Raw genomic sequence first — 22,615 nt, forward strand, 5'->3', positions numbered from 1 at the left:
CCGTGGGTTTCGGCATTGTGCTGGAGCTACACCGAAGACAGCCTCGATCGTGAGAAGTTCGAACCGCGCTGAGCGCGGTTCCGGTGCGACATAGTCTGGCCGCTCAGGGGGCGGCCTCGAATTCCGGAGGAGCAGATCGAAATGTCGAAACTCCGCGTGGTTGTTGTCGTTGCGGCCATGGTGGGCTGCTCACTGTTGGTCGGCCCGGTGCCCGCGTCCGCGGATCCCGGTACTTCCGAGCACCCGCAACCGACGCAGCCTGCTGGTTCGCTGCCGTTCGAGCTTCAGCAGTGGATCGATGCCAACATTCCGGCCCCAGCGCTCGCGCCCGCGCCAGCACCGCCGACGCGCGCATTGTCCACCGAACTCGCCGCGTTATGGCAAGCGGTGCGGTCCGCACCGTCGGGGGATCGGATCTTCGACGAATGGCCGAGTGGTCTCGACGCGCTCGCCCCTGGCGATATCGTCGAATGGCGTGATGTGACAGCGACTTCCGCGCCGCTGGTGGTGGCGCCGATCAGCCGGGCGGTGCTGCTGAAATTCCGGACGACGGACGCCACGGGCAGGCCGTCCTTCGGTACCGCGACATTGGTGATTCCCGCTGCGGCGTGGACCGGTCCGGGGGAGCGGCCGGTGCTGGTGAATGCATTGCCGATCAATTCGCTCGGGCTCAACTGCACGCCGAGCTATGCGATGGCGCACGGGCTGCACAGCAAATTCAATGCGGGTGATCTGTTCCCGCCGACCACCGCGTGGGCGGTCAGCCGTGGCTATGCGGCGCTCATCCCCGATCACGAAGGTCCGTGGATGGCCTATGCGGAACCGAAGGTCGCCGGGCATGTGGTGCTCGATGCCATTCGCGCGGTGCGCAATGAATTGCCAGCGGAGTTCGGCGGCAGCCGTTTCGCCATCGGCGGGTATTCCGGCGGCGCGATCGCGTCGTATGCGGCCGCGATGCTGCTCGACGAGTATGCGCCGGAACTGGCCGGTGCGGTGGTCGGCGCGACCATGGGAGGGCTGGTGACCGACTATCGAATGGTCGCACACCGCTTCAATGGGAGCTCCGCCTCCGGCATTCTGTTGGTCGTCGCGCTGGCGATGGGCCGGGAATACCCGGAGATTCTCGGGCATATGAATCACCTGACGCAGTGGCTGGCGACCTCGCCGATCAAGGACACCTGCGGTGACAGCAACGGCCCGCTCGGCGTGGTCGGCGTCCCGATCGACGCCGCGGCCGATATCGCCGACCCGCTGAACAGCGACGTCGCCGATGCGATCTTTGCGCGGACCGCGCTGACGAACCGGAAATCCGGTGTCCCGCTCTACATTTACCACGCCGCCAACGACTTCTGGATCCCCTTCGAGAACGGCTACGACCTCTACCGCGACCAATGCGCCCGCGGTGTCCCTGCGATGCACCGCACCGAGCCCGGCGAGCACATCATCGCCTTGTTCACCGGCTTCCCCGGCGAGATCGGCTGGCTCGACGGACGACTGCGTGGCGAACCCGCCCCGAACGAATGCCGTGCGGGTTCCTGAGCGGAATTCCGCATCGACCGGTAGCATGCCTGTCTCGCCCGAACTGGCGGCGGCGCGCAGTTACCTTACGGGCGTTAAGTGTTCGCGCTGACTTGTTGTAGTAGCGGAAGCAGTTGGCTGCCCTGACGTTCGATCTCGCGCAGGTATGGGGTGTCGGAGAGGACGAAGTGGGTGACGCCGAGGTCGCGGTATTTGCGCAGCGATGCGGCGACGTCCTCGGGGGAGCCGACCAGCCAGGTGGTGGCCGCGCCGCCACCACCGAACCGGCCCGGTGCGGTGTAGAGATTGTCGTCGAGCACGTCGCCGCGGGCGGCCAGGTCGAGCAGTCGCTGCTGTCCAACGGCGGTCCGGCCGTGCGGGTTCTGTGGCGACACACCCGCGTTCTTCGCCATCTCCGCGACCTTCGCCTCGGCCTCGGCCCAGGCCTGTTCGGTGGTGTCCCGGACGAATGTGGTGATCCGCAGGCCGAACTCCAGTGGTGCATGCTCGCGGCCGAGTTCCTCGCTCAGTGACCGCAAGCGCTCGATACGCTCGCGCACCCCCTCGAGTGGCTCACCCCAGAACAGCTGCACATCGGCCTCGGTCGCCGCGACACGTTCGGCGGCCTCGGATGCGCCGCCGAAGTAGAGGGTCGGGTGCGGCCGGTCGCCGCGCGGGGTGATCCGCGGCTCCAGAGTTGATTCGGTGACCTGGTAGTGCTCACCGCGGTAGGTGACGTTCTCCTCGGTCCACAACTTGCGGATGAGCTGTAGGAACTCCTTGGTGCGGGCGTAGCGGTCGGCCTGGTCGCCTTCGGTCTCGCCGTATGCGCCGAGGTTGTCCTTCCCGGACACGATATTGACGCGGACCCGGCCACCGGAGAGATGATCGAGCGTCGCTGCGGCCGAGGCGAAGTTGGCCGGGCGCCAGTAGCCCGGCCGGATCGCGATGAGTGGCTCGAAGGTCGTCGTCGCGGCGGCCAGCGCGGTGGCGACGGTGATCGTGTCCGGGCGCCCCCAACCGGTGCCGATCAGCGCCCCCTTCCAGCCGTGGTCCTCGAGGGCCCGTGCCTGGGCGAGCAGGGTTGCCAAGCTGTTGTGGTCGGCCGTGACGGGTTCGCCACGGTGTCCGGGCGTGACCTGATTGGGGATGTACCAAAGGAATTCGAGACTCACGGATGATTCCTGTTCAATGGTGAACGGCGTCTTGACGATTCGACGGCTGGTTCGGCGTCGGAGTCGGGCTGATGGGTGCTGGCGCCTGCACGATCGTCAGTGGCGAGCGTTTGCGCAGGGTGAAGCCGAGCGTTTCGTACAAACTGATCGCGGTCGCGTTGTGGGCGACGGCGTGCAGGAATGGCGTTTCGCCGCGGGCGCGGATGCCAGCGCCGACCGCGCGGATCAGGCGCGAGGCGAAGCCGCGGCCGCGGAATTCGGCATCGGTGCAGACGGCGCTGATCTCGGTCCAGCCCGGCGGATGCAGGCGTTCGCCTGCCATCGCGACCAGCCTGCCGTCCACTCGCAGGCCCAGGTAGGTGCCCATTTCAATGGTCCGCGGCGCGTAGGGGCCGGGTGCGGTGCGGGCGATCAGGTCGAGGATTTCGGGCACATCCGCCGCGGTGAGTACGTCGAGTTCCGGGTCGTGGGCGACGCGCAGCGCGGTGCCGTCCATTTGCACCGAGCCGAATTCGTCCAGCACCGTCCAGCCCTCCGGCAGCACGTGGCCGTAGCCGCGCAGTGCGGTGCTGCCGCCCGGTCCGAGCAGGGTGGCCAGATCGGCCCAGTCCTGATCGTCGAGTACCGGCGGATGACCGAAGAATCTGGCGACCTCCGGGTCGTAGCGGCCGACGCGGCCCATCCAACTCGCGAACCTGCGGTGCTCGCCACGCAGCGACGCCCGCACCGGGTCGTCGAGCGGGTGCAGTGAGGTATCGATGTCGATGGTCGACTCGGTGGTCATCGCGCACTCCTCCGCATCAGGGTCCGACCGGAGAACGTTAGCGACACACACGACCGCTGGCACCGGTTGCGCTCATCGCAATTCATATCCGTTGGCGGCCTTCAATTCCGCTCGCCCGCAGGGTATTTCCCAGCGCTCGAGCTGATCCCAATCGTTGACAGCGCCCGCGCCGGGGCGGGATCGTGCCGTCGCGAACCTCATCTGGCCACCAGGTATGGGACCTGATGGGCAGCCCGGCCGACAGATCGGTGAGCCACCGCAGCACCGGCAGCGCAACGTTCGAACGGGCTCGCACCGGTTGCACGCGTTGCAGGGCATGACATTCGCGCAGGCACAGAAACGGGAGACGATGGCACCGGAACAATTACATCTCGGCGTCGCGCTCGATGGAGCGGGCTGGCATCCGGCCGCGTGGCGGGAGCCGAACTCCCGGCCCACCGAACTGTTCAGCGCCGGGTACTGGACGGATCTGGTCACCACCGCACAGCGCGGACTGCTCGATTTCGTCAGCATCGAGGACAGCCTGGCGATTCCGGGGGACCGCCACGCACCTGCCGACGACGCCGTCGACCGGGTCCGGGCCAGGATCGATGCGAACCTCATCGCCGCCCGGGTCGCTCCGGTGACCCAGCACATCGGGCTCATTCCGACGGTGACGACCACCCACACCGAACCGTTCCACGTCTCCAAGGCGATCGCCACGCTCGACTACACCTCGCGGGGCCGGGCGGGCTGGCAGGTCCGGGTGTCCGCAACCCCCGGTGAGGCCGCGCATTTCGGACGCCGGGAACTGCGCGACATTACCGCCGCCGAGTTGGCCGAAGCGGTCGCGTCGGGCACCTTCCCCAGCGAAGTGCACGATCTGTTCGATGAGGCCGCCGACGCCGTCGAGGTGGTGCGGCGACTGTGGGACAGCTGGGAGGACGAGGCCGAGATCCGCGATGCGGCCACCCGCCGCTTCATCGATCGCGACAAACTGCACTACATCGACTTCCAGGGCCGCTTCTTCAGCGTCCGCGGACCGTCCATCACACCGCGCCCGCCACAGGGACAGCCGGTGGTGGCGGCGCTGGCGCACGGCCCGCTGATCTACGAATTCGCCGCCCGCGGTGCGGATCTGGTCTTCAGCACGCCGACGCACGCGGCCGGACCCACCCCGGTTGTCGAGCGGGTCCGCGCTGCCGCGGCACGGGTGGATCGCGGTGGCGAACCGCTGCGGGTGTATGCCGACATCGTTGTCTTCCTCGATACCGATGACGCGACCGGTCCACAGCGCCTGGCGCGATTGAACGCGGCTGCCGAATTCACCTCGGATGCGGCGATTTTCGCGGGCAGCGCCGATGAACTCACCGAACTGCTCATCGAATGGAGCGGCCACGGGATCGACGGGTTCCGGTTGCGGCCCGGTGTCGCGGTCGATGACCTCGCCGCCATCGCCGACCGGCTCGTCCCCGCCCTGCAGCGCCGAGGTTTGTTCCGCACCGGCTATCCGGACGGCTCGCTACGCGCCCTGCTCGGTTTGCCCACCGACGTTCCCAACCGTTACGCGACTGCCTGAGAGAGGTCACCTTGAGCACTCCCCGTAAGCAGGTCATCCTGGGCGCCTACCTCGGCGGCGTCAACCATCACACCTCCTGGTGGCATCCCGAGGCGGGCAGCCAGATCGATTTCAGCAGTTTCGAGCACACCGCGCGCACTGCCGAGCGCGGCAAATTCGATTTCTTCTTCCTCGCCGAAGGGCTCATCCTGCGCGAACGCGCGGGCAAGATCTTCGACCAGGACATTATCGGCCGCCCGGACACCTTCACCGTGCTGGCCTCGATCGCCGCGGTCACCGAACATCTCGGGCTCGCGGGCACGATCAACGCCACCTTCAACGAGCCCTACGAGCTGGCCCGGCAACTGGCGAGCCTGGATCACCTATCCGATGGTCGCGCCGCCTGGAATGTGGTGACCTCCTTCGACGCCTTCACCGGCCAGAACTTCCGGCGCGGCGGATACCTCGATCCGGCCGACCGCTACGTGCGGGCCGAGGAGACGCTGAATGCCGTTCGCGCTCTGTGGGATTCCTGGGATGCGGCCGATCTGGTCGCCGACAAGGATTCCGGCCGGTTCCTGGCTCGCCCGGATGCCGGGGCATTCGCCTTCCACGGCAACCAGTTCGACATCACCGGGCGGTTCACCGTGCCGCGCAGCCCGCAGGGTCGGCCGGTGATCCTGCAGGCCGGTGTCTCACCGCAGGGCCGCGCATTCGCCGCTGCCAATGCCGATGCCATCTTCTCCCCGTACGGCAAGCTGCCCGAGGCCGCGGACTTCTACCGCGATATCAAGGCGCGCGCGGTCGCGGCCGGACGGGCGGCCGAGGACATCAAGATTCTGCCGTCGGCGAGTTTAGTGCTCGGCGAGACCGAGGCCGAGGCGATCGAGAAATTCCATGCGATTCGCAATGAGCAGGTCACGGGGCAGACCGCGCTGATTCTGCTGGAGCAGATCTGGAACCGCGATCTGTCGGGCTACGACCCGGAGGGCCCGGTACCGGATATTGATCCGGACCCCGATGCGGCACCGATCATCCAGGGCCGCGCCTTCCTGCACCAGGACCGCTTCGCCACGGTCGAGCGCCTGCGGCAGGTCGCCGAAACCAAGAAGCTGACTCTGCGCGAGGTGGTGATCGACCAGTTCGAGCGCGGCCCCCTGGTCGGAACCCCCGCCCAGGTCGCCGAGCAGATCGATAGCTTCGTCCAGAACGACGGCTCCGACGGTTTCATCCTCGGCTCGCACCTGGTCCCTTCGGGCCTCGACGAATTCGTCGACAAGGTGGTGCCGCTGCTACAGGATCGCGGCGCGCTGCGCACCGAGTACACCGGAACCACGTTGCGCGACAACCTCGGTCTCCCGAACGTGCGGTCGGCGGTTTCGGCGGACGTGTGAGTTCCGTTGTGGATCTTGACAATCCGGGCGTTTACTCAGCGGGGTGGTGCGGGTCGATCCACGGGACCGATTCGGGATTCTCCGCTATCGGGATGTCCAGATTTATGACGATCGGCTCCTGATCGCTGCGGATCACCACGCAGCTCAGGGGCTCATCGTCGTCGGCGTTGAGTTCCTGATGCGGTACGAACGGTGGGACGTAGATGAAGTCACCGGGACCCGCTTCGGCCGTGAACTCGAGCCGGTCACCCCAGCGCATGCGGGCGCGCCCGGCGACCACATAGATCACGCTCTCCAGCGGGCCGTGGTGGTGCGCACCGGTTTTTGCGCCGGGTTCGATCCGCACGGTGCCCGCCCAGATCTTCTGGGCGCCCACCATGGCATTGCTGATCGCGGCCTCGCGATACATGCCGGGCGTCTGCGCGGTGTTGGGGTCGAGGCGGTCGCCGGGGACGACCCGTACGCCTTCTCGCCGCCAGTCCGGTGTGCTGTCATTCATCGGATCGGGCCTTTCGGCGGCAATCGTGGAATTGAGCGGTTAACGCCAGGCTACTCCGCCCAGGGGTGGACTCAGAACAGTCCGCCACCGGTGTGCAGGGATCGGCCGGTGATCCAGCGGGCCGCGTCGGAGGTGAGGAAGGCGAGCCGTTCGGCGATGGCGCGGCCGATACCGCGTGCGCTGCCAGTCACGATCGCGACCGGCATGAGTTCCTCCATCGTTGATGGTGTCGATGCCCGCACGGCGCACCGCGGCGGTCAGCGCGCGGGAAGTGGTGGGAGTTCGAGGTTCTCGCGGAATGTGTTGCCGACGTAGTCGCTGCCGACGATGCCGCGGCGGCGTAGTTCGGGCAGGAGTCCATTGGTGACGAAGTCACGGGTTCGGGGTTCGGCCAGTCCGCCCAGTGAGATGACGTCGAGGACGCCTGCGCGATAGCGCTCTTCGATGGCGTCGGCGAGTTGTTCCGGAGTTCCTGCGGCGGCCCAGTGGCCGGTGTCCTTGGACGCGATGATGAGCTCGCGCAGCGTGCGGCCCGATGCCGCGAGTTTGGTGAAGATCTCCACGCGGCCCCGGCGGCGGTTCACCGAATTCAGCTCCGGCAGTAGGCTTTGCGGTATCGGTTGGTCCAACGGTAGTTCGGCGAGATCGACTCCGCCGCCCAACATATCGGCCAGGCGGATTCGGCCCGCGTCGAAGTCGGTAGCTTCGGCTTCCTCGCGGACGAGTTGGCGAGCCTGCTCCTCGGTCGCTCCGTACGTCGCGTGCAGCGAACTCATGATCAGCGGTAATCCGGGTGCGCGGCCGAGTTCCGTCGCGCGGGCCCGGACCGTCTTCGAGTAGGTGACCGCGTCCTCGAGTGTCGGCAGCGAGGTGAAGACCACTTCGGCGAAGCGGGCGCCGAGCTCGATGCCCCCTGCCGATTGACCCGCCTGGAACTGGACCGGGCGTCGCTGCGGCAGCGGTGGAATATTGAGCGGGCCTCGCACCGTGAAGTACTGTCCCGCATGCTCGATCGGGCGCACCTTGGTCGTGTCGAGGATCGCGCCACCATGCCCATCGGGGGTCAGTGCGCCCGGCTCCCAGCTGTCGAACAGCGCATTGACGACCTCGAGCGATTCGGTCGCACGCGCATACCGATCCTCTGGATTCGGCAGGTCCTGGTCGCCGTAATTCTCCTCACCCACCGACGAGGTCACGACGTTCCAGGCGGCGCGGCCGTTGCTCACATGGTCGAGGGTTCCGAACAGCCGGGCGAGGTTGAAGGGATGATGAAAGGTGCTGGTCACTGTCGCGATCAGGCCGACGTGCGTGGTCACCGCGCTCAATGCGGACAGGAAGATCAGCGGCTCCTGCGCGCCGATCGCGCCCTGCGCACCGAAGCTGAGCAGATCGGCAGCGAACAATGCGTCGAACTTATTGGCCTCGGCGATCTTCGCGATCTCGATGGCGGAGGCCACCGTCGATTCCTTCGCGTCGATGGCGGCCGCATACACGCTCACCGCGCCGCTGACTCCGGTGACCGTCTTCAACGGCCGACGTCGTGCAGAACTCATTTACCGGAGCCAACCGTATTGTCCGCCCGCAGAACAGGATTGCGATCAGTCGGACGCGAATCCTGTGCGCACGGAAACCGATTGCGCGGGAAGTGACTTCGCCGAATGGTCAGTTCAGCGCCGCGCTGATATGAGGCCAGGAGTTGTGCAGGTCTTGCTGCCAGTAGCCCCAGGAGTGGGTGCCGGTGGGGCGCAAATCGAATATCGCGGGAATGTTCTGCTCCCGCAGGCGATCCTGCAGCCGGTGGGCGCACTGGTTGGTGATCACTTCCAAGATGACGCCGCCGGTGAGTTGTCCGACCAGCTTGGGGATATTGCCGTGCACCGCGTCGGGTGTGTCGAGTGTCCCAGGCAGACCGCTGCCGGTGGCGACGTAGATGGTGGTGCCGCGGAGTTGGTCGGCGTGCACGTAAGGGTCATTGGCGGCCCAGGTGGGGTCGGTGGGTGGTCCCCACATATTGATGGGGTTGCCGCCCCAGCGGCCGACGACGGCGGCGATCATGCCCTGGCCTTGCGGATCGGAGGTTTGGATACAGCCACTGTAGGAGCCGATGGCGCGGTAGAGCCCGGGTGCGGCCAGGGCCAGCTGGAAGACCGAGGTCGCGGCCATGGAGATTCCGGCGATGGCGTTGGTTCCGGTGGTGTGGAAGGCGCTATCGATGATGGGTGGGAGTTCGCGGGTGAGGAAGGTGGTCCAGCGGGGCCGTCCCAGGACCGGGTCGTCGTTGTGCCAGTCGGTGAAGTAGCTGCCTGCCCCGCCGACGGGGATGACGACATTGACGTGTTCGTCGGCGAAGAACTCCGCGATATCGGTCTGGTCGAACCACGTACTGCCCTCGTTGCCACCGCTGGCGCCATTGAGCAGATACAACGTCGGTGCGGGGCTCGAGTCATTCTGTGCGGGAAGCACTTTCAGGCGGATATCGGTGTCCATCGCGGCGGAGTGCACGGTCACGTCGAGCATGCGGCCCACTCCGGCACCGATACTGAGCAGGCGTGCACCGGCGGGGTTCGGCTGCCGCGGAAAAGTGGGCGCGGCGTCGCTCGGCCGAGCCGCTGGTTCCGCGGTGGCAACGCCCACTGGCTTCGCGAGCGGCAGGGTGAGCGCCGCCGTCGCGAGTAGGGCAAGGCATGCGGCCCGGAGGCCGGGTCCGGTGCGGACATCCACTAGGTACCTCCCGGCGGTAATCGGCAGTGACGGCCCTGTGGCGACGGTAGGGTGCGATTTCCTTGTCGGGCAACCGGTTGGCGGTCGATTTGGGTGCCCACCCAGTGAAATCGGTTTCGGGCTGGCTGCGGTCACAAGATTGTCGAAGACCTGTGGCTCTCGACAAGTTTGTGCCGTTAACTCGGTGATCGTGCTGCGGCGCAGCGCATTTGGTTCGCATCGGTCTTCCGGGCGAATTCCCTGTCTGTATGAATTGAGGCACCTGTGGTCAATTTCGGTTTCATCGAGGAATGGGTGCCCGCCCCGGGCAAACTGACCAGTTGGACGGCGTCCCCGCAATCGCTGGACGCAGCGCGGCGGGCGCCGATCGCGCCCACCCCGCCGTCGCACCAGCAGGAGGAATATCTGCGCACGGTGCGCCGCCATGGCGACGCCGGATTTCAGGTCTCCCGGTTGTGCATGATCGCTTTCACCATACCGGGAGCACCCGATTATCCCGCCTGGACGAGGACTTTCAGTGCGTTCCTCCAGCGCCATGACACCTTTTGGAGTTGGTTCTCCTTCGAGCCCGATGGCAGCGTACGCCGGCATGTGATGAGCCCGTCGGCCATCCGATTGATACCGACCGAGCACGGCGAGTTCGCTGCGAGTACGGCGATACGCGCACATGTGGAGATGGAGACGCCAGCGGCATTGTGGTGGGACTGCTGCAGTTTCGGAGTGATCGAACATGCCGATTCGTTCACCGTGTACGCGGCGGTCGATCATTTGCATACCGATGGTATCGCGCAGGCATTGTCATGTGTCGATCTGCTGATGCTCTACGGCAATGAATTGTCCGGCGGCAAAGTCGAATCCGTGCCGGTGGACGGACATCTCGCGTATTGCGAGCGCGAGCGCCGAGCGAGTGCCGAACTGACAGTGCGATCTCCGCAGATCTGTACGTGGTTGGAATTATTGCGGCGCAACGGTGGTGGCGTTCCGAGATTTCCCCTGGATCGGGCGGTCGGCGACCAGGAAAATATTCGGGGCACACAGGTCACCGTGCCATTGGTCAACGAAAACGACGCCGTGCGATTCGAGCAGGTCTGCCAGCTCCACGGCGGGCGGTTCCCCGGTGGCCTGTTCGCCGCCGCCGCACTCGCGGAGGCCGCACTGGGCGGTGGAGAATGGTATTTCGGGCTGACGCCCGCCAATACCCGTAGCACGCAGGGGGAATCGGGGTCGGTGGGCTGGTACACGAACCTGATTCCGGTCGAGTTCCCGGTTCGGGCCGGAGACCGTTTCACCGAGGTGGTCGCGGCCGCTCAGGCGGCCCACGATCGCGGTAAAGACCTCATCGATGTGTCATTGCATCGTGCGGTGGAGTTGGCCACTCCGGAGTTGGGTATCCGCGTCGAACCGGGCTGGTCGGCACGCATGCTCTCCTATCTCGACGTGCGCAAGATCCCCGGCGTGGAGATGTTCGACCAGATCAACGGCGGCATGTACGGCAGTCGCGGGTTGTCCAGCGAGGTGTACATCTGGGTGAACCGGTTCACCGACGTGACGCAGCTGAGCCTGCTGTTTCCCGACACCCCGCAGGCGCAGGCGGCGATCCGACGTTATATCGCTGCGCTGCAGGCGATCTTCGCGACGGTGGTGGCCACTGGCGAATACGCCGTGCCCGCCACTGTGTCGTCGTGAGCGCACCAGCAGCGGTCGAAGCCACGGAACGCGCCGTCGTCTCGCGGGATGCGTGGGCATCGCTGGCAGCGTGTCTGCTGGCGGTGTTCATGCAGATGCTGGATCTGACGATCGTCAATACCGCACTGCCCGATATCGCCGGTGACCTGGCCGCGTCCGGCTCGGCGCAGTTGTTGGTGGTGACCGCCTACAGCATGGCGTTCGCCTGCACCCTGATGACGGCGGCGCGGATCGGGGAACTGATCGGACGTCGACGCATGTTCCGCACCGCGCTGGCCGGATTCGTGAGCGCCTCACTGTGGTGCGGTCTGGCGCACCGCGCCGATGAGCTGATCGTGGCGCGCGGTGTGCAGGGGTTGGCAGGGGCGGCGATGTCGGCACAGATCATCGCGATCATCACCGCCGCATTTCCCCCTGCCCGCCGCGCGCTGGCGTTCGCGCTCTACGGCGGCAGTGCCGGACTTGCCGCGATCGCGGGGCCGCTGGTCGGCGGGCTGCTCGTCGCCGCGGATGGGTTCGGGGTGGGGTGGCACGCGATCTTCCTGATCAATATCCCGATCGGACTCATCGGTCTGGCCTTGGCGCATCGATTTCTGCATCTCGATGCGTCGGCGACCGGTGAGCGGCTGGACGTGCTCGGGATGGTGCTATCGACGAGGGGGCTGTTCCTGTTGATCTATCCGGTCACCGTCGGACATGAAAAGGGTGGCCGACAACGCTTTTGATAATCATGCTGGGGGCGGTTGCCTTGTTGGCGGTATTCGGGTGGCAGCAGTACCGGTTGGCGCGCCGCGGCGGGAGCCCGCTGTTTCGTGGTGAATTGTTCGCCGATCGTGGGTTCGCGGTCGGGTCGGTGCTCACGGTGGTGTTCTTCGGATTGTTCGCGGCGTCTCTGCTCACCGTGTCGGTCGCGGCGCAATCCGGATTGGGCTTCTCCGCGCTGCGGACGGGGTTGGTGCTGGTGCCGTTCGCGGTCGGCGGCGCATTCGGCGCACTGACCTCGCCGATCCTCATGGCGCGTTGGGGATCGCGCGCCCTGACCGTTGGCCTGCTGCTGTTCACGCTCGCGGTCGCGATGATGGCAGCGACGATCACCCCGAGTGCGGCGGGCGTTGATCTCGGACAACTGAGCGGCCCGGTCCTCATTGCCGGGGCGGGTATGGGCTGGTTCGCCGCACCGCTGCCCGCGGTCATGATGGCGGGCGTGGCCGAACGGGTCACCGGGTCGGCCACGGGCACGGTGCCGACCCTGCAACAACTCGGTACCTCGCTCGGGGTGGCCGCGATCGGTGTGCTGTTCTTCGACCGTGTCGCCCGCGCAGCCGATGCGGGTACCACACAGGCGAAAAGTACTCTCGTGGAACGACTTACCGATTCTGGTGTGCCCGCCGAGCAGCAGGCTCGGATCGTCGGAGGCTTCGGTGACTGCGTCGAAACGGCGTTGACATCAGCGACTCCGAAGCTGGCCGAGCACAGTTGTTCGGCAGGTGATGCAACAATCGCCTCGGCCATCGATGCGGCCACTCGTGTGGCGACAGGCCACACCTATCTGGCGGCCTACTCGACTGTGCTGTGGGTGGTGTCCGGCGTCGCGTTCGCATTGACCGCACTGACTCTGGCTCTGCCGAAAATGCGCAGTTCATGACCATCCCGACAGCTCGTAGCGACCCGCGGTCGGCCAGCACCTCGACGACATCTGATGGCACCGGTCCCGACGCTGCGATAGAAACGGTTGCGACGACGAACCGTACGACAGTCGGCGCATCGAAGGTTCTGGCGCCGTTCGCGATTGGACCTGTCGCGGCCATTGCGGCGGTGGCCGGGCTGATCCTGGTGGTCCGGGCGGGCAGATATGACTATTTCGGCGATGAGCTGTACTTCCTGGCCGCCGGTCGGCGGCTCTCGACAGGATATGTCGATCAGGGGCCGCTGCTTCCGATCGTCGCTCGGCTCATGGACGCCATCGCACCGGGATCGATTGTCGCACTGCGGCTTCCGGCGATCATGCTGGGTATCGCGGGTATCGCGCTTGCCGCCGCGCTCGCCCGCGAGTTCGGCGGCGGACGCGGCGCACAGCTGTTGGCCGGGCTCGGTTATGCCAGCTGTCCGTTCCTGGTCACACAGGCGGCGACATTGTCCACCTTTGCCTTCGACGCCACCTTGTCCGCGGTGATGGTGTGGTTGTTGCTGGTATGGATTCGGACCCATCGCGACGGCGTGCTGCTGGTCGCCGCGTTGGTCGCCGCACTCGATAGCGAAGTCAAACTACTGATTCCGGTGCTACTGGCGGGGATCGGCCTCGGCGTAATCGTCTTCGGGCCCCGGGCGATGCTGGGCCGCCCGGCACTGTGGCTCGGGGTGCTGATCGTCGCGGCCGCCGCAGCACCCGGGCTGTGGTGGCAGGCCGCACACGGATGGCCGCAGCTGGATATGGGAACGGTGATCCGTTCGGAACAGTTCGCGGCCGCAGGGGGGCCAGCGACGGTGCCGATCCAACTGGCCACCCTCGCAGGAGTGCTCGGTTCGGTGCTGGCGCTATGGGGGCTTTGGGGAGTGGTTCGTTATCCCTGGTGGCGCGAGTACCGGTTCCTTGTTGTCGCAGTGGCAGCGCAGATCGGGTTCGTGCTCGTGTCCGGTGGGCGGCCCTACTATCTGGCCGGGTTGCTGCCGGTGCTGTTCGCGGCCGGTGCGGTGGGAGTGTCGGCGTGCGATCTGCGACGGTGGTGGCGCGGCGTAGGCATCGCGGTCGTCGCGATGGCGGTGACGATCGCGGTGGTGCTGACCGTATTGCTGCCATTGCCGACCTCGCGTTTGCACAACCCGACGCGGACACCGCACGAGCAGTCAACGCGCATGCGTATATTCGGCACCACCGGGTGGTCGGAGTTGGTCGCGGCTGTGCGCGCGGCCGACGCGCGGCTGGATCCCAGTGAACGACGCCGCACGGTGATAGTCGCCCAAACCTATTGGCAGGCCGCGGCGGTCGATCGGCTCGGCGGCGCCGATCTGCCCGCGGTGTACAGCCCCAACCGCGGCTTCGCCTTCTTCGGCACACCGCCCGATTCGGCCACTACGGTTCTCTACATCACCGCCGGTGCCGCGGAACCAGCGCTGCGCCCGCTGTTTTCCCAGGTAGAGCCGGTTGCTCGGGTCGACGACCCGCTCGGCTTCCCCGGTATTTCCAGCAGGGTGACGGTGTGGAAATGCCTAGGACCGACCAGTAACTGGTCCGAACTCTGGCGCACCCGCACCACGTCGGTCCTCGATCCAGGACTGTGACCACGCCCGGTGGCGCAGTGGCTGCCGCGAGCGCAGCGACTGGACCGGGTAAGTCGGGATCAGTTGACGGTGTCGTGGACTTTTGCGAGCCCGCTCGGCGATACGCGGAGTATCGCCGAGCGGGTTCCCTTCCCCGTTCGCTGTGCGGACGCCGCCACGTCGCACAGCGCAGCAAGCTTAGCCAACCCAGTCCACGACGATGGGAAGCCGCGCCGTAGTGGCGCCACCAAATCTTCAGCGCCGGTACGGGCGCGCAATCCTGATGGCCGGGTTAGGCGTTGGCCTTCTCGTACGCATTGGCCACCTCGGCCGAAATCCGTCCGCGCGCCGAGACGGTGAGGCCTTTCTTGCGCGCCCAGTCGCGAATGGCGGCGGTGCGTGCGCGGTCATTCGCCGAGCGCGAGGCGTGGCCCTTGCCGCGTGGTACGCGACCGGTCCTGCGGGCGTTCGGTGTCCAGTTTTCGAAGATGCCGCGCAGCTGGCCGGCATTGGCCGTGGACAGATCGATCTGGTATTCGACCCCGTCCAGTGCGAAGGCCACTGTTTCCTCGGCGGGGGACTTGCCGTCGTAGTCATCGACCAGCGTCACAACGACTTTGCGTGCCATGGGCATTCCTCTTCATGAGTCGACAGCGGGCAGAGAAACGTGATCATAACGAGTGCCTGCGAGGGCGACTCGCAGGCGTCTCGCTCGGGCGGAATCTCACGGTGAATTCGGCCGGGGATTCTCCTTATACGAAAGTGAGCGGTGGTGCTGGAGGGAAAGTCACCGGGACCGCGGTCGGCGCACGGTGAAAGGCGCCCGGCCGCCACTGCAACTGGTCGGCGGGCACGGCCAATTCGATATCGGGGAGGGCGTCGAGCAGTTGGTCGAGCGCTTCTTGCACGATGACCATGGCTATTGACTGCGCCGGGCACGAACGCGGCCCGGCGCCCCACGCCAGATGCGACCGGTTGCCGGTCCGGTCGCCACCGACCGCGGGATCATTGTTGCACGCCGCCAAACTGATCACGACGGGCTGGTGGACCGGCAACCACGAACCCCCGATTATTTGTGGCTGCCGTGGAAAGCGCGAACAAAAGTTCGCCAGCGGCGGATCGCTGAACAGCACTTCGTCGATCGCGTCACGGATGGACAGCGCGCCACCCAGGAGCTCATCGTGGAACTGGTCATTGGTCACCATCAACAGCAGTGCGTTGACGATAAGGTTCCACGTCGGTTCGGTACCCGTCGAGTACAACATCGCCGTCTGCGCCACGATCTCCGCATCGTCGAATCGGGCGGAATGTCCGATCAGCCAGGAAATTACGTCCGCACCAGGCGCCGCGCGCTTGGCCTTCACGACATCCGATATCGCCGCCGTGAATCGCTGCTCGCTGTGCTCGGTCGAGGCCGCATCCGAGGCATCGCGCAGCGCCACCAAGGCCGCGAACGCTTCCTGCCCGGCCTCCGGCGAGAACCCGAGCAGGTCGTTGAGCACCCGCACGGTGAGCGGGACGGCGTACTCGCCCAGCAGATCCGCGGAACCGCTCTCGCAAAAGCTGTTGATCAATGGCACCGCGATGGCTTCGACCGCGTGGCGTAGGGCGTACAGATCGACTTTTTCGAGGCTGGCGGTATAGGCAGCTCGATGACGAGAGTGGTCCTCGCCCACCGTCTTCGACCCGGTGGGCCCCCACTTCATCATCGGTAGGACCGGGCAGTGCTCCGGAATGGTGGCCTGCCAGGCCCGCGGGTCCGCCGGGAAGTGGGCGGGATCACTCAGGATGTTCAGTGCTTCGCGGTAGCCGATCACGAGCGTCGCGGGCACATCGACGGCTATCTCCACCGGAACGAGCGGACCGTGACGACGCCGCATATCGTCGTATGCGGCGTGCGGATCGGCTGCGAACTCCGGCGAATGCAGGGACATGGCCAAGAAAGTAGCTCCCAAGAACGAATAACACGTTAACGGTGAGATCTGTTCAACTGCACGGTCTTTCAAGCCTGTGTATGCGACCGTCTCCAGATCGTCGGCCCACTATCGGTCATACGGGGTCGAAGCATGTTGCTACTGGAACGCTACGAGGTGGATGGATCCCATTGATCCACAGGCAGTTACGGCCTTACGTGTTTAGAACCTCGGTGTCCGCTCCCCGGTTGGCGCGATCGTCCACACGCCTGTCCGAAACCGAGCGGTACACCAAATGTGTTAGACCGTAACATGTTTCGATCATCGTGGGATCATACCTCCTCCCTATCGCGGTCCGCAGCGCGAACCGGTCCGAATAGCACTATCGCCGCAAACCGGCGAATACTTGCCTTACCCGACCGTCCAGTAGCTGGCAGCGTGCGCGTTCGTGGTGTGCCCGGCGCACGAGGACCTCTCGTATTCGCGAGAGCGCCGATTATGGCGCGTCCGGAGCCCGGCGAGCAGACTCCGGGCTAACGCAGCCGATTATCGTGTCGGCAGTGGACAAAGCCACACACTTTCAGCGCGGAATTCGTTGTTCCACGTCGAACGCACTCAGTCGGTCGCAATCTGGCGTCTTGAAAAGGTCGAGGATCGGCTCCGCGGCGTGGCGCTACCGGTTTGCCATCTCGTCACACACGCCACAGGAGCACCAGTGTGTGCGAGTCGCATTCGCTCGTCCGGCCCGTGGTCGTGATGCCGTGTGGGCTACAGGTTGTGACCGGCAACTGATCGCCGCCGCCCTCGTGCTGGGCGCGGTGTTCTTCGGCTACGAGCGCAGGCTGGTGGGGCCCGCGCCGCCGCGGGAGCCCTTCAGGTGTCGGACCGATCGAATGCGGGTGCGGGCGCGGCGTTGTGACAGGGCACGACGGCGACATGCGCCAATTATGCTGTGCCCCAAAGAAATCAACTCGAATGGACGATCGGCTCTAATCTGAATGGGCATGGTGATCTCCAGGCGCCGTCGCCGACACCGTGTCTCGAACATCGAGGCGCGATACCGAGGCCGCAGTCGGTATCGCGGGCGTACCGATGTTCGAGGGCGGGACGCGCACAGTCGGTTCGGGCAATCCGATATCCCTCTCCGGATCTGCTGTGGGCGCGTCCTGCCGACTTCCGGCGACGTGGATCGAGATTTCAGCAGGCCATGCCGCTGACATGCGGCTTGCGGCCAGTTTCGGCAGCGCGTACGGCGGCGGCGATGGCGACGACCGGCGGTACCCAGCGGGCCTCGGCCGGAGAGACTCCCCAGCAGGCCGAACCGGCCGAGAGCCGGGTCGGCGGCAACGGGATGCTCGCACCGCCGGTGTGCACGATCGCGCCGACCTCGCGCAGCGCGCCGATCGCCATCGCGGCCTTGGCGGCGCCGACGACCAAGTGGATCTCGCGGCGCTGCGCCCCCGGAATCTCGATCACCGGACCGGACAGATTGTTCGCCCGCAGGAACCGGCGCACGGTGGCGGCCAGTGTGCCGGTGAGTTCGATGGCCGATATCTGCTCGTCGGTGATCAGGCAGACGCCATTGACCGTTTCGGCGACCGTCCACCCACGTCGGCGGCAGTCCTGCACCGTATCCGCAACGGCCTCGGCGACGGAACTCGCAAACGTGGTGGGCACTGTCTTCTCCGTTCTGGGTCAATCTGCGACCATCAGCGTCACATCCCTACCTGGGCATCAAATCTGTTGGGGCTTAGAGTTTCCCAACAGATTTCTTACGGCCCCGATTCTGCGGGGTTCCCAGGGCCGTGACATCGGCCTATGGTCGCGGCCGATGTCCTCCTTTCGTCGGACACCGGCGCCGGAGTCATCCGGGTAAACCCCAGAACTTCCCGTGCAGTCCCACCTGGGCGAAATAGGCTGTGGCCGAGGCCGGATCGCGCCGGATGTACCCGGATTCCATGCGCCCGCGGTACCAGTCGCTGGCCAGCCGCCACAGCGTGGCCAGGTCCATGACGTAACCCGGTGTCTGCCCGGTGTTCTCGAGCCAGGTTTCGACGCAGGCGGCCGAGCAGAACAGGCGCTGGTTGGCGCAGCTGTGCACGACGTCGTTCCAGATGCGGGGGACCGGAGTCAGGAAGTTGGCCACCTGATCACCCGCGGGTGGAGCCGCGCGTCCGACCACCCACGCGTGGGGGGTGTCGCAGGCCGGGCAGCGCGTGGCGACCAGCACGTCCGGCTCGTCATGGAGCAGGTGTGGGATGGCGAAGGAATCCCATGCGCAACCGCCCCACCACAGCGTGCTCGTGCCCATTACCGAGAAGCCGAGCGGGATGGCGGCGAAGGGGTGCGCCATGAGGATCCGGTCACGGTTCTGTGTGTCGAGGACCAGATCGCGGTGTTCGTGCAGCGCTGCGAGTGCGTCGCGAATCTCGGGATGCGCGAGTCCGGTCCCGGCTGCCAGATCCGCTGGGGTAGGGGCGGTTCCGGTGCGGGCGAAGTGGGCGTACAACGCCACGCGAACCTGTTCCCGCTTCGCCGCGGAAGGATCGTTCATTGCGCTACCTCCTGACACAAGTGCGGTGTCCCAGCCTCGGCCCGGCCGGATCGGAAGTCTTGAACGCTGGTGCGGCGGGCGCGACCTACCCGAGTCGGCGCACTACCTCGCCGAGTCCGGTGGCTATGGCCTCCTGCTGTTGGGGGCTCAGCACGTCGATGAGCACGCGGCGGACCGTCTCGACGTGACCAGGTGCGATCTGTTCGAGGCGGTGACGGCCCTCCGTGGTGAGAACGGCAGTGACACCGCGGATATCGGTCGGGCAGGCCTCACGGCGGACGAGGCCGAACTTCTCCAGCTGCGTAACCTGGTAGTTCAGGCCGCTTTTCGAGGTGTAGAGCGCATCGGCCAGTTCGGTCATCCGCAGTTGGCCGTCCGGGGCGGCGGCGAGGCGGACCAGCACTTCGTACTGGGTGTGCGAGAGCCCCTCCTGTTTGAGGTGCTGTTCGACCTGGCGGCCGACGAGTGCCCCGGCCGCCAGGAAGCCCTGCCAGGTGCGCATCTCCCGCTCATTGAGCCATTTCGTATCACCCACGGCAGCCACCCTACTCGGCTTGTTCAAATTTGAACAAAAGGCTATAGTTTGCTTGGGTTCAAATTTGAACTACTTGGATGGAGTGCAGTGATGAGTGCAGCTTCGCGTCGCGAATCGACGAGCGGCGGGCCTGGGCAGATGCCGGTGCTCTACCTCTCGCACGGCGCGCCGCCCTTGGCCGACCATCCGCGGTGGCCCGGTGAGCTGGCCGCGTGGTCGCGCGCATTGCCCCGGCCCACCGCCATTCTGATGATCTCCGCGCATTGGGAGGCCGCGCCGATCGCGCTCGGTGCGACCACCACGGTGCCGCTGGTCTATGACTTCGGCGGCTTTCCGGAGCGCTACTACCGGGTGCGATATGCCGCGCCCGGGGCGCCGGAACTGGCGGACAAGGTGCGCAAACTGCTCGGCGGCAGCGTGGTCGATGTCCCGGATCGCGGGCTGGACCACGGTGCCTATGTGCCGCTGAAGGAGATGTATCGGGATGCCGATATTCCGGTGCTGCAACTCTCGATGCCGACGCTGGACCCGCAGCAGCTGCTGGCGATCGGCCGCAAACTCGCGCCGCTGCGCGCCGAGGGCGTGCTGATCATCGGCAGTGGCTTCTTCACCCACAACCTGCGCGCCATCACCGCCGATGACGAGCACGTTCACAGCTTCACCGCCGAATTCGACGACTGGGGCCGGGAAACCCTCGCCGCCCATGATCTCGACGCCCTGCTCGACTTCGAAAACAAGGCCCCCGCGGCACATCTCGCGCATCCGCGCACCGACCATTTCGCACCGCTGTTCGTCGCCCTCGGCGCGGGCGCGGACGATCTGGCCGACCAACGCACCGTGATCGACGGGTTCTGGCTCGGCATGGCCCGGCGCTCCCTCCAGTTCGGCTGATCTTGGCCGTCGGCCTCACCATGGCCGCCCACGGCGCCCAGGCCCCGGCCGCCCCGCTTTCGACCGCCACATCCCCACCCTGCGAACCCCCCGCCTCACCTCCGGCCTCGCAGCCATCGCACTGGCATCGGCTACTGCCAGCGCAGTCCTCCTCCTACGCACCTAAAGCATCACAACATCGAGAATGCGCTGGTGCGGGTGTGTTCTCGACGTTTGCCTGCACGAGCGCATGGTGAGCATTCGTCCAAGTCCTGTGGGGGAGGGGGTGTGGTCAGCTGGCGGCGGGTTTGGTTTCGGTCCGGATCTCGACGATCGGGAGGACCAGGGCGGTGGGGGCTTCGGCGGGGACGACCGGGTTCTTGGGGGCGATGGGCTGGATCTGTTGGTAGGCAACGGCTTGCGGGGGGCGCTGATCTTGTTCGCCCTTGTTGGGCCAGTAGGCGGCGCAGCGTTCGGCTTGGGCGGTGATGGTCAGGGACGGGTTGACGCCGAGGTTCGCGGAGACGGCGGCACCGTCGACGACGCTTAGGGTGGGGTAGCCGAAAACTCGGTGGTAGGCGTCGATTACGCCGGAGTCGCGGTCCGCGCCGATGGGGGCGCCGCCGAGGAAATGGGCGGTGAGGGGGATATTGAAGACTTCGCCCCAGCTGCCGCCGGCGACGCCGTCGATTTCCTCGGCGACCTTGCGGGTCACCTCGTTGCCCGCGGGAATCCAGGTCGGATTCGGTTCACCGTGGCCTTGTTTGCTGGTGAGTTTGCGGCCGAAGAGGGTGCGCTTGGTGTAGGTGGTGATGGAGTTGTCCAGGTGCTGCATCACCAGGGAGATGATGGTGCGCTCGCTCCAGTTCTTCACGCTCAGGAAACTGATGAGGGTGAACGGGTTTCGCACCACCTGGCCGAGGAAGCGCAGCCAGCGCGGTATCCGGCCGCCGCCGTCGACCATGAGGGTCTGCAACAGGCCCATCGCATTCGAGCCCTTGCCGTAGCGGACAGGTTCGATATGGGTGTCGGCGGTCGGGTGGATCGATGAGGTGATCGCGACACCCCGGGTGAAGTCGACATCCGGATTCACCTTGCGGGTCGCCGCGCCCACAATGGATTCGGAGTTGGTGCGGGTGAGTTCGCCCAGCCGGTTGGACAATTCGGGAAGTACGCCCCTATCGCGCATGGCGTGCAACAGCTTTTGCGTGCCGAGGGTGCCCGCGGCGAGTACGACATGGTCGGCGGTGTAGGTGTGCGGGCGCTTGCGCAACCACGCGCCGGTGCGCTCGGTCGAGACGTCCCAGGTGCCATCGGGCAACGGACGGACGCAGGTCACCGTCGTCATCGGGATCACCTGTGCGCCAGTCTTTTCCGCGAGGTACAGGTAATTCTTGACCAGGGTGTTCTTCGCGCCGTGGCGGCAACCGGTCATGCATTCACCGCATTCGAGGCAACCGGTGCGATCGGGGCCGACGCCGCCGAAGTACGGATCCGCCACGGTCTTTCCCGGTTCGCCGAAGAACACGCCGACCGGGGTCTGCACGAAGGTGTCCCCGACGCCCAGATCATCGGCGACCTTCTTGAACACCTCGTCCGCCGGTGTCAGATGCGGGTTCTGTACCACGCCGAGCATCTTCTTCGCGCGCTCGTAGTACGGGGTGAGTTCGGCGCGCCAGTCGGTGATGTCACGCCACTGCTGGTCCTGGAAGAACGGCTCCGGCGGCACGTAGAGGGTATTCGCGTAGTTCAGTGAACCGCCGCCGACACCGGCGCCGCCGAGGATCAGCACATTGCGCAGCGGATGGATGCGCTGGATGCCGTAGCAGCCGAGCTTGGGTGCCCAGAGGAATTTGCGCAGGTCCCAACTGGTTTCGGGGAGCTCGTCATCGGAATAGCGCCGACCCGCCTCGAGTACCCCGACCCGGTAGCCCTTCTCGATCAGCCGCAGTGCCGTAACGCTGCCGCCGAATCCTGAACCGACGACGAGTACGTCGAAATCCGTCGTCCGCTGGTCCATGTGGTGCTCCTCGATCTGTGTCGCCAGTGACACCGGTAACACTACTACCGAGTAGCTAAGCCTCGCTCGAGGGTTCAGAACTGGGATTTCCGCCGAGCGACGGTGGCCGCGATAGCGTGGTCGATGGGTGTCGGGCGCAGTCCGAGGCGCT

General features: G+C 66.0%; 20 protein-coding genes. 8 read left to right on the forward strand and 12 right to left on the reverse strand.

What is annotated here, in order from left to right; genetic code table 11:
- The first annotated feature begins 141 nt into the window (after window positions 1-141).
- Window positions 142-1,539, forward strand: coding sequence for a lipase family protein (locus tag ACQP0C_RS18885; RefSeq protein ID WP_433734196.1), 1,398 nt, complete (start codon window positions 142-144; stop codon window positions 1,537-1,539).
- Between the two features lie 74 nt (window positions 1,540-1,613).
- Here the strand turns inward: ACQP0C_RS18885 and ACQP0C_RS18890 are convergent, their stop codons facing one another.
- Together ACQP0C_RS18890 and ACQP0C_RS18895 are read right to left on the reverse strand one after the other, a co-directional pair.
- Window positions 1,614-2,693: an LLM class flavin-dependent oxidoreductase gene (locus ACQP0C_RS18890; protein ID WP_433734197.1), complete on the reverse strand. Its 1,080-nt coding sequence runs from the start codon at window positions 2,691-2,693 to the stop codon at window positions 1,614-1,616.
- 13 nt (window positions 2,694-2,706) lie between these two features.
- Window positions 2,707-3,477 (reverse strand): GNAT family N-acetyltransferase, encoded by a 771-nt coding sequence (locus ACQP0C_RS18895; protein WP_433734198.1) that lies wholly within the window; start codon window positions 3,475-3,477, stop codon window positions 2,707-2,709.
- Window positions 3,478-3,793: 316 nt separating this feature from the next.
- On the opposite strand from ACQP0C_RS18895, the gene ACQP0C_RS18900 reads away from it, so the two are divergent.
- Together ACQP0C_RS18900 and ACQP0C_RS18905 are read left to right on the forward strand one after the other, a co-directional pair.
- Window positions 3,794-5,035, forward strand: a complete 1,242-nt coding sequence (locus ACQP0C_RS18900) for an LLM class flavin-dependent oxidoreductase (RefSeq protein ID WP_433734199.1) — start codon at window positions 3,794-3,796, stop codon at window positions 5,033-5,035.
- An 11-nt stretch (window positions 5,036-5,046) separates the two neighbouring features.
- The gene (locus ACQP0C_RS18905) at window positions 5,047-6,408 is read left to right on the forward strand and encodes an NtaA/DmoA family FMN-dependent monooxygenase (protein WP_433734200.1); all 1,362 of its coding nucleotides are present in this window, start codon (window positions 5,047-5,049) and stop codon (window positions 6,406-6,408) included.
- A gap of 31 nt (window positions 6,409-6,439) precedes the next feature.
- Here ACQP0C_RS18905 and ACQP0C_RS18910 read toward each other — a convergent pair whose 3' ends face one another.
- The 4 genes from ACQP0C_RS18910 to ACQP0C_RS18925 all read right to left on the reverse strand — a co-directional run bounded on the left by ACQP0C_RS18910 (window position 6,440) and on the right by ACQP0C_RS18925 (window position 9,628).
- Entirely contained in the window at window positions 6,440-6,907 is a 468-nt protein-coding gene (locus tag ACQP0C_RS18910; protein WP_433734201.1) for a cupin domain-containing protein, read from the reverse strand.
- 71 nt (window positions 6,908-6,978) lie between these two features.
- Complete coding sequence (locus ACQP0C_RS18915) at window positions 6,979-7,113, reverse strand: hypothetical protein (RefSeq protein ID WP_433734202.1); 135 nt, start codon at window positions 7,111-7,113, stop codon at window positions 6,979-6,981.
- Between the two features lie 51 nt (window positions 7,114-7,164).
- Entirely contained in the window at window positions 7,165-8,460 is a 1,296-nt protein-coding gene (locus ACQP0C_RS18920; protein WP_433734203.1) for an NtaA/DmoA family FMN-dependent monooxygenase, read from the reverse strand.
- 109 nt (window positions 8,461-8,569) lie between these two features.
- Window positions 8,570-9,628 (reverse strand): alpha/beta hydrolase, encoded by a 1,059-nt coding sequence (locus ACQP0C_RS18925; RefSeq protein ID WP_433734204.1) that lies wholly within the window; start codon window positions 9,626-9,628, stop codon window positions 8,570-8,572.
- Window positions 9,629-9,892: 264 nt separating this feature from the next.
- On the opposite strand from ACQP0C_RS18925, the gene ACQP0C_RS18930 reads away from it, so the two are divergent.
- The 4 genes from ACQP0C_RS18930 to ACQP0C_RS18945 all read left to right on the forward strand — a co-directional run bounded on the left by ACQP0C_RS18930 (window position 9,893) and on the right by ACQP0C_RS18945 (window position 14,593).
- The gene (locus ACQP0C_RS18930; RefSeq protein ID WP_433734205.1) at window positions 9,893-11,314 is read left to right on the forward strand and encodes a condensation domain-containing protein; all 1,422 of its coding nucleotides are present in this window, start codon (window positions 9,893-9,895) and stop codon (window positions 11,312-11,314) included.
- Window positions 11,311-12,039 (forward strand): MFS transporter, encoded by a 729-nt coding sequence (locus ACQP0C_RS18935; RefSeq protein WP_433734206.1) that lies wholly within the window; start codon window positions 11,311-11,313, stop codon window positions 12,037-12,039. The genes ACQP0C_RS18930 and ACQP0C_RS18935 overlap by 4 nt, the downstream gene beginning before the upstream one ends.
- A gap of 5 nt (window positions 12,040-12,044) precedes the next feature.
- Window positions 12,045-12,959: an MFS transporter gene (locus tag ACQP0C_RS18940; RefSeq protein WP_433734207.1), complete on the forward strand. Its 915-nt coding sequence runs from the start codon at window positions 12,045-12,047 to the stop codon at window positions 12,957-12,959.
- A gap of 170 nt (window positions 12,960-13,129) precedes the next feature.
- Window positions 13,130-14,593 carry a glycosyltransferase family 39 protein gene (locus ACQP0C_RS18945; RefSeq protein ID WP_433734208.1) on the forward strand — a complete coding sequence of 488 codons (1,464 nt, stop codon included), beginning with the start codon at window positions 13,130-13,132 and terminating at the stop codon, window positions 14,591-14,593.
- A gap of 271 nt (window positions 14,594-14,864) precedes the next feature.
- On the opposite strand, the gene ACQP0C_RS18950 is transcribed toward ACQP0C_RS18945, so the two are convergent.
- The 5 genes from ACQP0C_RS18950 to ACQP0C_RS18970 all read right to left on the reverse strand — a co-directional run bounded on the left by ACQP0C_RS18950 (window position 14,865) and on the right by ACQP0C_RS18970 (window position 19,574).
- Window positions 14,865-15,200 (reverse strand): histone-like nucleoid-structuring protein Lsr2, encoded by a 336-nt coding sequence (locus ACQP0C_RS18950; RefSeq protein WP_433734209.1) that lies wholly within the window; start codon window positions 15,198-15,200, stop codon window positions 14,865-14,867.
- Window positions 15,201-15,324: 124 nt separating this feature from the next.
- Window positions 15,325-16,506 (reverse strand): cytochrome P450, encoded by a 1,182-nt coding sequence (locus ACQP0C_RS18955; protein ID WP_433734210.1) that lies wholly within the window; start codon window positions 16,504-16,506, stop codon window positions 15,325-15,327.
- A gap of 1,176 nt (window positions 16,507-17,682) precedes the next feature.
- Window positions 17,683-18,162 carry a hypothetical protein gene (locus tag ACQP0C_RS18960; RefSeq protein WP_433734211.1) on the reverse strand — a complete coding sequence of 160 codons (480 nt, stop codon included), beginning with the start codon at window positions 18,160-18,162 and terminating at the stop codon, window positions 17,683-17,685.
- A 187-nt stretch (window positions 18,163-18,349) separates the two neighbouring features.
- Window positions 18,350-19,039, reverse strand: coding sequence for an organomercurial lyase (merB, locus tag ACQP0C_RS18965; protein ID WP_433734212.1), 690 nt, complete (start codon window positions 19,037-19,039; stop codon window positions 18,350-18,352).
- An 85-nt stretch (window positions 19,040-19,124) separates the two neighbouring features.
- Complete coding sequence (locus ACQP0C_RS18970) at window positions 19,125-19,574, reverse strand: MarR family winged helix-turn-helix transcriptional regulator (RefSeq protein WP_433734213.1); 450 nt, start codon at window positions 19,572-19,574, stop codon at window positions 19,125-19,127.
- Window positions 19,575-19,664: 90 nt separating this feature from the next.
- Here ACQP0C_RS18970 and ACQP0C_RS18975 point away from each other — a divergent pair, with 90 nt between their 5' ends.
- Entirely contained in the window at window positions 19,665-20,465 is an 801-nt protein-coding gene (locus tag ACQP0C_RS18975) for a dioxygenase family protein (RefSeq protein WP_433734214.1), read from the forward strand.
- Between the two features lie 271 nt (window positions 20,466-20,736).
- Here ACQP0C_RS18975 and ACQP0C_RS18980 read toward each other — a convergent pair whose 3' ends face one another.
- Window positions 20,737-22,464, reverse strand: a complete 1,728-nt coding sequence (locus ACQP0C_RS18980; protein WP_433734215.1) for a GMC oxidoreductase — start codon at window positions 22,462-22,464, stop codon at window positions 20,737-20,739.
- Window positions 22,465-22,615: the final 151 nt, after the last annotated feature.

The sequence above is a fragment of the Nocardia sp. CA-129566 genome (genome assembly GCF_050956075.1).
GTDB lineage: Bacteria > Actinomycetota > Actinomycetes > Mycobacteriales > Mycobacteriaceae > Nocardia.

Excerpts from the sequence above, each read along its gene's own strand:
- ACQP0C_RS18885 (WP_433734196.1), top strand. The coding sequence starts at position 142 with ATGTCGAAACTCCGCGTGGTTGTTGTCGTTGCGGCCATGGTGGGCTGC.
- ACQP0C_RS18895 (WP_433734198.1), bottom strand. The coding sequence starts at position 3,477 with ATGACCACCGAGTCGACCATCGACATCGATACCTCACTGCACCCGCTC.
- ACQP0C_RS18900 (WP_433734199.1), top strand. The coding sequence starts at position 3,794 with ATGACATTCGCGCAGGCACAGAAACGGGAGACGATGGCACCGGAACAA.
- ACQP0C_RS18910 (WP_433734201.1), bottom strand. The coding sequence starts at position 6,907 with ATGAATGACAGCACACCGGACTGGCGGCGAGAAGGCGTACGGGTCGTC.
- ACQP0C_RS18915 (WP_433734202.1), bottom strand. The coding sequence starts at position 7,113 with ATGCCGGTCGCGATCGTGACTGGCAGCGCACGCGGTATCGGCCGCGCC.
- ACQP0C_RS18920 (WP_433734203.1), bottom strand. The coding sequence starts at position 8,460 with ATGAGTTCTGCACGACGTCGGCCGTTGAAGACGGTCACCGGAGTCAGC.
- ACQP0C_RS18940 (WP_433734207.1), top strand. The coding sequence starts at position 12,045 with ATGCTGGGGGCGGTTGCCTTGTTGGCGGTATTCGGGTGGCAGCAGTAC.
- ACQP0C_RS18950 (WP_433734209.1), bottom strand. The coding sequence starts at position 15,200 with ATGGCACGCAAAGTCGTTGTGACGCTGGTCGATGACTACGACGGCAAG.
- ACQP0C_RS18955 (WP_433734210.1), bottom strand. The coding sequence starts at position 16,506 with ATGTCCCTGCATTCGCCGGAGTTCGCAGCCGATCCGCACGCCGCATAC.
- merB (WP_433734212.1), bottom strand. The coding sequence starts at position 19,039 with ATGAACGATCCTTCCGCGGCGAAGCGGGAACAGGTTCGCGTGGCGTTG.
- ACQP0C_RS18975 (WP_433734214.1), top strand. The coding sequence starts at position 19,665 with ATGAGTGCAGCTTCGCGTCGCGAATCGACGAGCGGCGGGCCTGGGCAG.
- ACQP0C_RS18980 (WP_433734215.1), bottom strand. The coding sequence starts at position 22,464 with ATGGACCAGCGGACGACGGATTTCGACGTACTCGTCGTCGGTTCAGGA.